Here is an 11,917-nt window from a genome sequence, read left to right as displayed (position 1 = left end):
GAGTGAAGTTGACTTTCCCCAGTCTATATCGATCGTTTCGGTTGGGAGAAGCGCTCGCGCAAAAGACTGAGTCAGGCAATCTCGCTAGAATCGCCCGTGTCCGATGTCCTTGAGCGCCGCCAGAGCAGCCCGATCCTTATCCATTTCCCAATCTCCATGAATGCTAAACATGCTGAAGAACAGAACGTTGTGGAGTTTCTTGCGCCGAGCGTAGGCAGCCATGTCCCGCAGCCATAGCGCTCGCGCCTCTCGCCCGTGCTGACCCTTCCACTCTCCGTCTGAGCCGCCTGGGTTGAACCAGTTAGGGTCCGACCCACACTCGCTAATCGCCACCGGCTTGTTGACACCGAACTCCGCCATCCATTTGCGCAGTGTCGCGATCGCATCTTCCCTGAGCTGACCCCCGTACATGTGAGTGCCGATGAGATCGGCATATTTTCCAATACCTGCCTTGAGGAGAGCGCGGTTGTATTGGGTGTTCGGTCTGGTCGCGGGTGCAGACTCGACGAGTATTCCTGGGTCTACCCGCTTGATTGCCTCATAGCACGCTTTTTGCATGCGGACGACGGTTGCGGGTGTTTCGGGATCTCGCTTGGCATCTCGACCGCGAATATCTGGTTCGTTATCCACTATGTAGTAGCGCACCGTATCTTTCCAATGGTGAGCCACTTGACCGCATTTCCAAGCATAGTTCTTCGTCCACTGGATCGGTTCGTATCCGGCAACATCGAGTTCCCACCTGAAAGCGATTACCATGTGAAGGGCTAACCCTTTAGCCAAGTGTTCTTGAATCACTACGTCGCGCCGAGAGAAATCGCACGGTTCACCCTCCCGCTCGCACTTCATCTTGTCTGCGCCGGTGCGGACTGCGGTGAGACCAAGGGCAGAGATGCGCCCTGACACCATCTGGCTGAACTCCTGGGAGTCGTCGTATCCAGTGCCGTCGTTCACGCCGAAGATAACGTTCCTGTCTCCTCGCTGCGGCACGTCGGTCTTCAAGTCGGCGCAGGCGAAAGAAAATGGCAGAATAGCACTGAGGATGAACGCACAGCAGAGGAATAAGAGCTTCGGATGTTTCCTGGGATGAATAGCGGCAACGAGGCGACCGATTGTTGCACGGTAAAGATCGGATATGTGCATAATTTCTCATGCGGTAAAGTTCGCTCGGGCGGTTATGTATTTATTCCTGCCAGACATTACATGCTTGTGTTCTTTTGGGTAAAGCCAAATCGCCTTAATAAAACCCCAGCGCCTTTTCTAGAATTAAGCTTCAATACTTCTGTCATATGACTCCTACCTGCTGAAGATTTTCTGCTTGACTTTTGAAGCAGCTACAATAGCTACTCTCGAATTTCCGCAAACAAGTTAGAGCAATTGTTTCGATTCTGCGGGCGAAATTTTTTTAAGAATAATAGATCCGTATTAAGCAGAACGGCTTAGATAGCAATTCCAAAAATTTGAGAGCCTTACCTTAGAGAAGCCTATATGATTTGTCAATCTAGTCAAGTCGAGAATAAAATTTTGTAAAGTTGAAACGTGTAAATTTATACTAAATTTTTTGTTGCGCCTCTATCTAAAGAAAGAGTTTTTGATTCGGTATCTGAAGTAGCTTGCGTGACTTGAGCAAATATAACTATTCTTTGGATGAATTTCATAGCTACGCTCTCGGTTAGTTCGTTGATACTTTGCCGATGTGAAGTGACGAGTTCCGCTCGGTCTGTTTGTCGCATCCGAGGCGGTGTACCAACAAGTCTAGCTGTAGCGGCTGCTAGTCGCGAATGAGTTGACCAAAAAGCTCAATTGATGGAGTTTTATGCAACAGTCAAATCCGCTCGTTGGCTTAGTCACTCCACCGCTCCAACAGCAATGGAAGCGTCGCGCGCAGCTCCCAGAACACAGCGAAGTTTTATGGCGGATCGAATCAGGTATCGTCTGTAGTATGACTTGGACTGCTGAAGGCGAGCTAGTTTGCTTGGGCTATTGGGGAGTGGGAGATGTGGTGGGACACCGATTGTCACGAGTGCGACCTTACGAAATCCACTGCCTCACAGATGTCGTCATCAGTTGCTGTTCCTACACTCAGCGATCGCATTTCACCGATGCCATCATTCACCAGCAGCAGCAAACCGAAGAACTCCTGAGCATTGTTCATCTCAATCCCCTGTCTCAGAAGTTGTGGCAGCTTCTCTTGTGGTTGAGTCAAAAATTCGGTCGTGACGTGGAAAACGGTCGCTTGCTCGATCTGCCGCTCACCCATCAGCAGTTGGCTCAGACGCTGGGGACGAATCGGGTCACGGTGACCACAATCCTTCAGCGGTTAGAAGCAGAGGGAAAAATCCAGCGGCAGCAACGGCGGCTCGTTGTCGCACGGCAGGAAAACCACGCTCGTCAGTCAAAAGACGTGCAATCTAGAGAGCGAGCAAATAGGGCGCGCCACCGGGATAACATCATCACAAGCGATCGCTCCTGAACTTTCCCGTACCTGTGTGCAATTGACAAGCTTTTAGTATGAGTAGAGAATAAGCCAAAAGCAAAGATGCCGGAAGTTAGATTCAGAGCGCTTGTAACATTTGCTAGCAGCGCTCGACGTGCGAGAGCGATCGTTGCGATCGAGAATCTCTCAAGCTAGTTGCTGCAAAAGATGGAGCGCATGACCGAGAACTTTCCCGGCTCGACTCAAATTTCTGCGGTGGTCGCTCGATAACGTTCGCGGTTGAGGTGTTTTATGGTGGTGTCTCAAACTAACGTCTACTCTGATGAGATCGAGCTGTTGATTTCTTACTATCAAAAGCCTTCGCTCTGGTTACGCAATCGACTGGTGAGAAGGCACGCTGGTTTAGTACGCCAGATGGCTCGTCAATTGTACCATCGCTCTCCCGAGCCGTATGAAGATTTAGAGCAGATTGGATACTTCGGTTTGATTCGCGCGATCGAGCGCTTTAATCCCGATCGAGGATATGCTTTTAGTTCTTTTGCAATTCCTTATATTCGCGGTGAAATTTTACATTTTATCCGCGATCGTGCAGGAGTGGTAAAAATCCCCCGCCGCTGGCAAGAGCTTCACGCTCGCGGGCAAAAAGTTTGCCAACAATTAACTTCTTCTCTGGGTCGTCTTCCGACAGATTTAGAGATTGCGCGATCGCTGCACGTCTCGCTGTCAGAATGGGGAGAAAGCCAATTAGCCATTCAAAATTGCCACGTCTTCAGTTTAGATAGTACCTTGGTTCGAGAGTCCGATGGTCAGATTCAACTAGCCGATACCATAGCAGAGCGACGTTCTTGCACTTTACAGCCAGAAGAAGAGCAGCAACAATTGCACTTCGCTATGAACCAGTTGGAAGAAAATACTCGCAAGGCAGTTGAATTGGTCTTCCTCCAGCAATTTTCTCGCAAAAAAGCAGCTCAATACCTTGGTGTGAGTCCGATGACTGTCACTCGATATCTACAAAAAGGCAAACAACAGTTGTTTGAGCTGTTGCAACCCTAGAATTTTTGACTCGACTGAACCCAGAGGCTAGAAAACTATGAGACGTTTTTTGCTTTGGATGTTACCGCTCGCTGTCTGTTTCCTCTTATCGAGTTGCAATACTGTCATGGCAGGAGCGCGAACGAGTAAATTGAGCCAACTGCGTGTCAGTCACAACGGTCGGTTTTTGGTGAAAGAGGATGGTTCGCCTTTCTTTTGGCTGGGCGATACGTCGTGGGCAATTCTTCAGAAGGCAACGCGCGAGGATGCGCACAATCAACCTTCCGTGTTACGCTATCTCGAAGATCGCGCCGCCAAGAGATTCAACGTGATTCAGTGTCGTTTGGTTAGGAACGCCGAGAGTACAAATGCTTACGGTCAAGCGGCGTTTATCCGAGGCAACTTTGCCCAACCTCAGATTGCTAACGGTGCTAACAACGATTATTGGGACATGGCTGACTGGTTTGTTGCGCAGGCTGAAGCGCACAGACTCTATCTGGCTCTGCTGCCGATTTGGGCTAACAACGTGCCGAATCACGACCCAATAGTTCAGAACCCTGCGATTGCTTATCGCTACGGACATTTTCTTGGCAACCGTTGGCGGCATAAATCGCACTTGATTTGGGTGATGGGCGGAGATCCGGTGCGCGAGCGGGACGTTGACAATCCAGAACGACTGAGAATGACCCGCGCCATAGCCGAGGGAATTGCGGATGGCGCGAACGGTGAGGCGCGATTTGATGGGCAAGCAGATTACAGCACGACATTGATGACTTACCACCCTCGCGGTGGCGGTCGCTCGTCTTCGCGCCATCTGCACCAGGAAAAGTGGCTCGACTTTAACATGATTCAAACTACAACTTCTTTCGAGTTTCGTAACTACAAAACGATCGCCGCAGACTATGCAAAAGAACCACCAAAGCCAACGCTGGATGCCGAAGTCGCATACGAAGATTCGCTTTCTCTCAGTAGAAATGCCCCACCGGACAAGCGAATCCAGCCTTGGCACGTTCGTAAAGCGGCATACTGGGCTGTGTTTGCTGGTGGCTTCGGTCATACCTACGGTCATCGCAGCTTTATTGGTTGGGTTCGTGAAGGCGAACAGCTGGGGAGAGGTGCGGACATCCCGTGGTTCAAATCCCTTGATGCGCCAGGTGCGGGTCAAATGACATATCTACGCAATCTGATGGAGTCGCAACCGTTTCTAACGCGGATTCCAGATCGCTCCTCGATCGCAAACGGGCAGAGCGAGCAACTCAATCACATTCAGGCGACACGGAATGCTGATGGCAGCTATGTCATGCTCTATCTTCCAACTAGTAATGCTCTAACAATTCAAATGGATAAAATTTCAGGCGAGCGGGTGAAAGCACGCTGGTTTAACCCGCGTCAAGGGACTTGGCAGGCGATCGGCGAATTCGCTGCGGCTGGCACGAAACGCTTCGTTCCGCCATCCCACGGTCGCGATCGCGACTGGGTACTGGTACTGGAGCGGGCGGATTAGTTTTATCGCGTGCGTTCAATCAGCGATTATTGTAGATGTAGTATAGATTTTTGGTGTCGAGTCGATTTTTGATGGATTCTTCGCAACAGTTAAAGCAGTTAGTCAGTACGCAACTGCAACACCAAAACCTGAAACACCAGAAGAATCCCCAAGCCTTGTATCTTCTGAACCAAGCACCCAACTAGAAGCGACATCAAGTGGGACAACTAAACGCAATCCGAAAAGGCTGAATCCCTTTAAAGTCGTTGGATTGCTTGCTTTTACTAAATGCCAGGAACCAGAATTGAACTGGTGACACGAGGATTTTCAGTCCGATAAGCAAAATGCTGTAATTCCTATGAGGCAAAGATTTTGCAATCAAGTGGTTTTATCGACACCGAAATTCACACCGAATCGATCGGGCTATTATGAGGATAAAAGCAGCGCACAGCAATAACCGTAGGTAACGAGCAACGAGCGCGATCGCGTTCTAGAATTAGATGTAGAAATAGACAAATTACCTCTATTGCTCTAACGGTTGACGATCTATCCTGAAAGCAGAATGAGCAAAAGCCACAGATGAGTCACTTTGTAGATTCAATGGGAATAGAAATCTCTCCAGATACACTCAATCAAGGAGAAGGGGCAATTTTAAGAGAAATCGCGCTCCAGCTGTATGCGCGTCAGATTTTTACTTTTGGTCAAGCTCGTCGCTTAGCTAATTTATCAGTTTGGGAGTTTCAGCAACTACTGGGTCAACATCACATAGAGCGTCATTACAACGAAACAGACTTAGCTGAGGATATCGACTCAATCGGAGCAGGTTATTAGGCAACTGTGACAGTTATTTGTAATGCTACGCCTCTAATTAACTTTGCGGCGATCGCTCGTCTCGATATCTTACAAGCAACATTTGACCAAATCGCGATTCCTCAAGCAGTCTATGGTGAAACTACTGGTTTAGGCTTCCCAGGTACTGGGTTTGTACTACAAGCGATTGCCTCTGGGTGGTTACAAGTTCGTCCGGTAGCTACCATATCGCCTACCATTCCTGCGGAACTAGATGATGGAGAAAGGGAAGCAATCGCACTAGCGATTGAAATTAGTGAAAGGCGAATTTTGTTAGATGAGCGTGAAGCTCGTCAAGTAGCGCAGAGACTTGGCTTACAGGTTATGGGGACGCTTGGTATTCTCTTATTGGCTAAGAACAACCAGACCATACCTCAAGTTAGACCCATACTCGATCGCATGATGAATGTGGCTCAATATTGGGTGAGTGCTGCACTCTACGAACAGGTCTTACAACAAGCTGGGGAAGATATCTAGTAACGCGCTCGTTGGCGCGATCGCGCTCTTCCGTGCTAGGGACCGCGGGTTTTCTCTCTGAATTATAGGGAGCGCGATCGCTGCTCGATTTCTTCATCACGGGATCGCCTTGAGAAAAGCAACTGTAGTAGACCAATCTATGGTTCGATTCAACAAGGAGCGTTCAAAGAGGGAACGAATAAGGCTAATTTCTGGCGCTGACAAGTAGCGCGATAGATATTCTACATACGCAGGTCGCTTTGTACCAGTAGCATTACCGCTAAACCAGCGATTTAATAGTTCTGGCGATACGTAAAGTTGAGTCGGATAATGCTCGGCTTCGATCGTGACTTTGACCCCTGCTGCTGTCAGTGCCAAGCGTAAATCTTCCACATCCCAATTCACCATTGGATCGGCAGGGTTAGCGTAGATTTCCTCTTCTGCCATTGCTAAACGCTACCGATTGGCGATCGATATCAACCTCCAACCGCTGCCCGCGAATAGTTAAGGGAAACTGGAGCCGTTTGATGGTTTTAGGCAATCTCGGATGGAAAGATAAGCGACCATTATCATCTCGCAGACCGCCAAATCCATAAACCAGCACCATCCAGGTTCCTCCCATAGCAGCAATATGACAGCCATCTTTCACATTCCCAGCCACATCGCCCAAGTCCATCAGCACTGCATACCTGGCGTATGCGTTCGCCTTTTCCATGTAACCAATTTCTGCTGCCACAATGCTCTGAATACACACAGTGAGGGAGGAGTCTCCCGTCGTCAAAGGATCGTAATAGTCAAAGTTACGCTGCTTCTGTTCGAGTGAAAACTCATGTCCTAATAAAAACATTGCCAGCACGATATCCGCCTGCTTAATCACTTGATGCCGATAAATTACGAGGGGATGAAAGTGTAGTAGCAGTGGATATTTACTCGCAGGTGTATTCTCAAAATCCCAAACCTCTTCATCTAGAAAGCCATCGTGCTGGAGGTGAATTTCTAATTGTTCGTCGAAGGGTAGATAAATATTGTCCGCCGCTTTCTTCCAGTTTTCCAGCTCAGAGAGTTCCAAATTGGTTTTATGAACTAGAACGGTAAACCAGTCTGGGTTTTGCTCGCGCAGCGTCTCAACGGTTTTGGCGGCGTACCACAAGTTCTCTCTCGCCATCAAATTAGTATAGGTATTGTTATTTACGACAGTGTTGTACTCATCGGGTCCTGTGACACCATGAATGCAGAACTGACCGCCCTTTCGCTTAGAGAAGAACCCAAAACTATACCACATCCGAGCTGTTTCGACCAAGATCTCTACCCCTTCTTTGAAGAGAAATTCCTCATCCCCCGTCGCTTCAACATACTTCTTCAAGGCATACACGATATCTGCATCAATGTGATATTGAGCAGTTCCAGCCGCATAGTAGGCAGATGCTTCTTCACCGTTTATCGTTCTCCAAGGAAAGAGCGCTCCATTTTGGTTGACTTCCCGCGATCGCTGTCGCGCCTTGTCTAGCATACTGTACCGAAACAGTAGCAAATTCTTGGCAATACGGGGGGCTGTGTAAGTCAAGAAAGGCATGACATAGATTTCCATGTCCCAGAAGTAATGCCCTTCATAGGCAAGGCTAGTAAGTCCTTTGGCTGCGACACCTGCTCCTTGAGAACAAGCTGATGCTTGAAGGATGTGAAACAGATTAAAGCGCAGCACTTGCTGCATCAACTCTGGAGTCACATCGGGGTGAACCGGATCGCCGTCAATCTTGACATCACTACGATCCCAAAAATCATCCAGATACTGTCTTTAGCTTGCTAGCAGATCGTCAAAACCATGACTGATGGCGCGATCGAGCGTTCGTTCGGCTCGATCGCACAACTCTTGGGTAGGAAAATTGCGGGAGGTGTGATAAGTCATGTACTTGAGCAGTCGAATCGGGACACCTGGTTGAGCATCCACACAAAAGACTACCTTGCCATCATCTTCCGAACAATCGCTGTTGTAGAAGTAAGGACACTCGGTTTCAAACGAATGCTCGATGCCACATGCCAGCGTCATCTGGCTGTTTCTGGTGATGTGAGCCAGTATAATGCGACGCTCCTTGATGTAGTGACGATCGGGCAACAGTACGCGCTCTTTGAAATCCTTAGCGAGGCGAGGATCTCCTTCAATGCCGATGCAACGTCTCACGCTGCTTGCAGCAGCCCAAACTGATATATCCCAATCACATTTATATATAGCGGCTCTCCCAAACGGGTGAATCACTCCTGAGTTACAGAATATAATCGTTATGCCTAGCGCCAACGATTTGAGGATTGGTGAGACGTTGCTCTTGCTGAGTTGTGCTGCATAATCTGAGCGATCGGGATTGCTCAGGAATCATCGGGACAGTTTTTGAATTTATTGGGTTAAGTTGACAATGCCATCCGGAATAACGCGGCTGGAGAAAATCGCGTGCATCCATTGCACTATGCTCAAGGAAAGGTCTATCCTCTGAAAGAGTTCCAGCGATCGAGTTGACCTGATACAGTGAATAACACCTAGCATTTTGTGCGAGGAGCCATGACTTGGACAGAGATCGTTCTTTTCGTTGCAGTCCTGACGATCGCGTGGTTAATTTTGTATCTACGAGGGGTATTTGAACCTAAAGTACAGTACCGCTCCGAGCGTCGCTTAGTGTTGAGCGATACAAACTTTCTGCCGCTGTTAATGGGCTTCTCGCAATCGCTTTCGACTCAAGCTCACATCTGTGGATTCTGGTCGCAGCCGAATCAAATTTATGCATCACGGTTAGCGGCGATCCAAAAAGCACAACACATCATTCAGTTTGAAACCTTTTTCATGACACCAGGAGCGCGTGCGAATGAGTTTGCAGACGCATTGAGCGAGCGATCGCACAGTGGTGTTCACGTCCAAGTTCTGGTCGATCGCTCTGGTACGATTAAAATCCCGCCTGACTACTGGAAACGGCTCAAGGCGGCTGGCGTTGAGGTTCGCTTCTTTCATCCCCTTAAATTGAAAGTTCCCTTGCAATATCTCAGCCGCAGCCATCGTAAACTATTGATCGTTGATGGCACCGTCGCCTTCATTGGTGGCATGGGTGTGTCAGATAATTGGGACGGCGATCCCAAAATCGGAGACACAGCGCCTTGGCTGGATTACGAAATTGAGTTAGAAAACGCTATTGTGCCTGTTCTTGTGGGCATCTTTCTGCGGCACTGGCTTTATGAGGATGGCAAGGCGAGTGGAGGATATTTTCCCCCACAGCAATCGTCTGCTGAGGCAAAACCGATGCTGGTAATCCCTCATGATGCCGAGAGTAAGGTTTCGTCGATTAATACCCTGTTTTGGTTCAGCCTGCAAGCCGCACAGCAGCGAATTTGGATTGCTAGCCCTTACTTCATTTTGGATCGCAATACTCGCACTGCCCTAATTCAAGCCAAAAAACGCGGTGTGGATGTGCGGATCGTGACAACTAGCGATCGCAACGACAAGCCGCCCGTCTACTATGCTGCTCGCGAACGCTATCGGCATCTTCTACCTGCTGGAATTGCGATTTACGAATACCAGCCCAGCATGATCCACGCCAAACTGATGTTAGTGGATCGCGATTGGATTAGCTTGGGTAGTGCAAATTTCGATCCTCGAAGCTTTTATCACAACGATGAATTAAATCTGGCGTGGTTCGATCCAGACCTTGCACCAACCCTTGAAAAATTGCTTCTGGACGCTTTTGAGAAGAGCGATCGGATTGAGTGGTCAACCTGGCGAAAACGACCCTGGTGGCAAAAATCGATCGGTCAATTCTTCCTCTTACTCCGGTGGCAACTCTAGCACAAGGGATAAATTCATGTCTTCTACATCTTTGGGAAGAACATACCGATCGACCTATGGGCACCTCGAACAATACGACGGTATTATGTCTAGATAGGCTAGGGCTAAACTTTGCTCAACTCCTATTAGGGACTGGAATAAAGCAGCTCGCTTAAATCTTGGACAACAATGTCAGCCCCATTTTCCCGTAGTGCATTGGCATTTCCTTGGCGATCGACCCCAACCACCAGTCCAAATCCACCAGCATGACCTGCCTGAACGCCAGAAATGGCATCCTCGCATACAACTGCTCGTTTTGGTTCAACCCCAAGTTGTTTTGCTGCCAGAAGAAAGGCATCTGGGGCAGGTTTTCCGGCTAAGTGCAATCGATCTGATATATTTCCATCAACGAGATCGTCGAAAAGCCGCTCTATTCCAGCAGCCTGAAGCACAGCTTGGCAATGGTGGCTTGATGAAACAACAGCTGTTTTAAATCCTTGTTGGCGAAGATGATGGATCAGAGCAACTGAACCTTCGTATACTTCAACTCCTCGACCGTGAAGTACCTCGTCAAAAAAACTATCCTTAAGATTTCCTAGGGCGCAAACTGTATCATAGCCAGGAGAATCAGATGGATTTCCATAAGGCAGATCAATTCCTCTCGACTCTAAAAAACTTTGAGTGCCAACATAGCGCATCTTCCCATCAACATATTGTTTGTAGTCATTTTCAAGCTCAAAGGGTACAAACGGTTCATGCGTCTTTTCAGCCTGTTGCTGGAGAAATCGATCGAACGTCCGTTTCCAGCAATCGGCATGAATCTTCGCGGTAGCGGTGAGTACCCCGTCTAGATCGAATAGAACAGCATCAAATTCACTTGAAGTGATGGATAAGTTGGACTGGCTCATCGATTCATTCCCTTGCTGCCAAACTACCATGAATCTATCTCATGAAGTGAAACTTGACCCAAAAATTGCCTTTCATCCCCCAAAATGATGAGCGAGCAAGCCAGAGGTGCTGGTTGGTAGGCTAAACAAGTCGCCAGAGTAGAAGCTGTTTTGAATTTCTGCCTCACTTAAACCCACTGATGCTGTCGTAATGTAAAGCGTCGTCAGATCTCGATCCCCGAATGTGCAAGAAGTCGGGCGCACAACGGGCATTTTCACTCGCATCATCTCTTTGCCATCGGGGTCAAACCGAATAATGCACCAGCCGTTCCACATCGCCGACCAAATACACCCTTCGCGATCCACTGTTAGACCGTCGGGTTCAAAGGATTCAACCGTTAAATCGATGAAAACTCGGCGGTTGGCGAGACTACCACTTTCAAGATCGAAATCATAGGCGTAGATGGTTTTGAGGAACGAATCAGTGAAGTAAAAAGTACTCCAATCGGGACTCCATCCCAGTCCATTCGGAATCGTTAGTTCCGTCTCTAGTACCTGCAAAGAGCCATTTGGATCGTAACGATAGAGGCAGCCTGTGGGTTTGTTATTGCCCTTTAAGCCAAACCAAAAACGCCCTGCTGCGTCGCATTTGCCATCATTGAAGCGGGTATCGGGTGGGGTATCTTCGAGCGTGAGAATTGGCGCGATCGCACCGCTACGGGTATCTAAGAACGCGAGGCGACGACGTTGAGCCATAATCAGTCGATGAGTTTCGGCGGGGGCAATACAGCCTACGACTTCACCCACATCAAAAAATTGATGGACACCATTCGCTGGATTGAACTGATGTACTCGATGGTTGTAGATATCAACCCAGTACAGTAATTGCTCCTCTTCGATCCAGCACGGTGCTTCTGCAAGACGTGCCCTGACGGTAAGGATGTTTTTTGGCAAGTGTGGTGTAACGTTCATTA

General features: G+C 48.6%; 14 protein-coding genes. 6 read left to right on the top strand and 8 right to left on the bottom strand.

The genetic code is table 11. The features are described from left to right. Positions 1 to 84: 84 nt before the first annotated feature. Together N4J56_RS11440 and N4J56_RS11435 are read right to left on the bottom strand one after the other, a co-directional pair. Positions 85 to 846, bottom strand: a complete 762-nt coding sequence (locus tag N4J56_RS11440; protein ID WP_317106561.1) for a hypothetical protein — start codon at positions 844 to 846, stop codon at positions 85 to 87. After that, entirely contained in the window at positions 824 to 1,150 is a 327-nt protein-coding gene (locus tag N4J56_RS11435; RefSeq protein ID WP_317106560.1) for a hypothetical protein, read from the bottom strand. Before N4J56_RS11435 ends, N4J56_RS11440 begins: the two co-directional genes overlap by 23 nt. A gap of 663 nt (positions 1,151 to 1,813) precedes the next feature. Here N4J56_RS11435 and N4J56_RS11430 point away from each other — a divergent pair. From N4J56_RS11430 to N4J56_RS11410, 5 genes are all read left to right on the top strand, one after another. Next, on the top strand, positions 1,814 to 2,470 hold the full coding sequence (locus N4J56_RS11430; protein ID WP_317106559.1) for a Crp/Fnr family transcriptional regulator: 657 nt from the start codon (positions 1,814 to 1,816) through the stop codon (positions 2,468 to 2,470). Between the two features lie 255 nt (positions 2,471 to 2,725). Next, complete coding sequence (locus N4J56_RS11425) at positions 2,726 to 3,487, top strand: sigma-70 family RNA polymerase sigma factor (RefSeq protein WP_317106558.1); 762 nt, start codon at positions 2,726 to 2,728, stop codon at positions 3,485 to 3,487. 37 nt (positions 3,488 to 3,524) lie between these two features. Then, the gene (locus N4J56_RS11420; protein ID WP_317106557.1) at positions 3,525 to 4,970 is read left to right on the top strand and encodes a glycoside hydrolase family 140 protein; all 1,446 of its coding nucleotides are present in this window, start codon (positions 3,525 to 3,527) and stop codon (positions 4,968 to 4,970) included. Between the two features lie 558 nt (positions 4,971 to 5,528). Continuing rightward, on the top strand, positions 5,529 to 5,780 hold the full coding sequence (locus N4J56_RS11415; RefSeq protein WP_317106556.1) for a UPF0175 family protein: 252 nt from the start codon (positions 5,529 to 5,531) through the stop codon (positions 5,778 to 5,780). Between the two features lie 6 nt (positions 5,781 to 5,786). Then, positions 5,787 to 6,275, top strand: coding sequence for a DUF3368 domain-containing protein (locus tag N4J56_RS11410; RefSeq protein WP_317106555.1), 489 nt, complete (start codon positions 5,787 to 5,789; stop codon positions 6,273 to 6,275). A gap of 96 nt (positions 6,276 to 6,371) precedes the next feature. On the opposite strand, the gene N4J56_RS11405 is transcribed toward N4J56_RS11410, so the two are convergent. The 4 genes from N4J56_RS11405 to N4J56_RS11390 form a co-directional block, all read right to left on the bottom strand. Next, entirely contained in the window at positions 6,372 to 6,701 is a 330-nt protein-coding gene (locus N4J56_RS11405; protein WP_317106554.1) for a hypothetical protein, read from the bottom strand. Next, positions 6,676 to 7,980 (bottom strand): glycoside hydrolase family 65 protein, encoded by a 1,305-nt coding sequence (locus N4J56_RS11400; RefSeq protein ID WP_317106553.1) that lies wholly within the window; start codon positions 7,978 to 7,980, stop codon positions 6,676 to 6,678. The genes N4J56_RS11405 and N4J56_RS11400 overlap by 26 nt, the downstream gene beginning before the upstream one ends. 69 nt (positions 7,981 to 8,049) lie before the next feature. Then, positions 8,050 to 8,508: a hypothetical protein gene (locus N4J56_RS11395; RefSeq protein ID WP_317106552.1), complete on the bottom strand. Its 459-nt coding sequence runs from the start codon at positions 8,506 to 8,508 to the stop codon at positions 8,050 to 8,052. 7 nt (positions 8,509 to 8,515) lie between these two features. Further along, positions 8,516 to 8,707, bottom strand: coding sequence for a hypothetical protein (locus tag N4J56_RS11390; RefSeq protein WP_317106551.1), 192 nt, complete (start codon positions 8,705 to 8,707; stop codon positions 8,516 to 8,518). 98 nt (positions 8,708 to 8,805) lie between these two features. Between N4J56_RS11390 and N4J56_RS11385 the strand changes: the two genes are divergently transcribed. Beyond that, positions 8,806 to 10,077, top strand: a complete 1,272-nt coding sequence (locus N4J56_RS11385; RefSeq protein WP_317106550.1) for a phospholipase D-like domain-containing protein — start codon at positions 8,806 to 8,808, stop codon at positions 10,075 to 10,077. Between the two features lie 125 nt (positions 10,078 to 10,202). Here the strand turns inward: N4J56_RS11385 and N4J56_RS11380 are convergent, their stop codons facing one another. Together N4J56_RS11380 and N4J56_RS11375 are read right to left on the bottom strand one after the other, a co-directional pair. Next, positions 10,203 to 10,994 (bottom strand): HAD-IA family hydrolase, encoded by a 792-nt coding sequence (locus N4J56_RS11380; RefSeq protein WP_317106549.1) that lies wholly within the window; start codon positions 10,992 to 10,994, stop codon positions 10,203 to 10,205. Positions 10,995 to 11,036: 42 nt separating this feature from the next. Then, positions 11,037 to 11,915, bottom strand: a complete 879-nt coding sequence (locus tag N4J56_RS11375) for an SMP-30/gluconolactonase/LRE family protein (protein ID WP_317106548.1) — start codon at positions 11,913 to 11,915, stop codon at positions 11,037 to 11,039. Between the last annotated feature and the right edge of the window lie 2 nt (positions 11,916 to 11,917).

This window comes from Chroococcidiopsis sp. SAG 2025, assembly GCF_032860985.1.
Taxonomy (GTDB): Bacteria; Cyanobacteriota; Cyanobacteriia; order Cyanobacteriales; family Chroococcidiopsidaceae; genus Chroococcidiopsis.
This window is presented reverse-complemented; position numbering and strand designations above follow the sequence as displayed.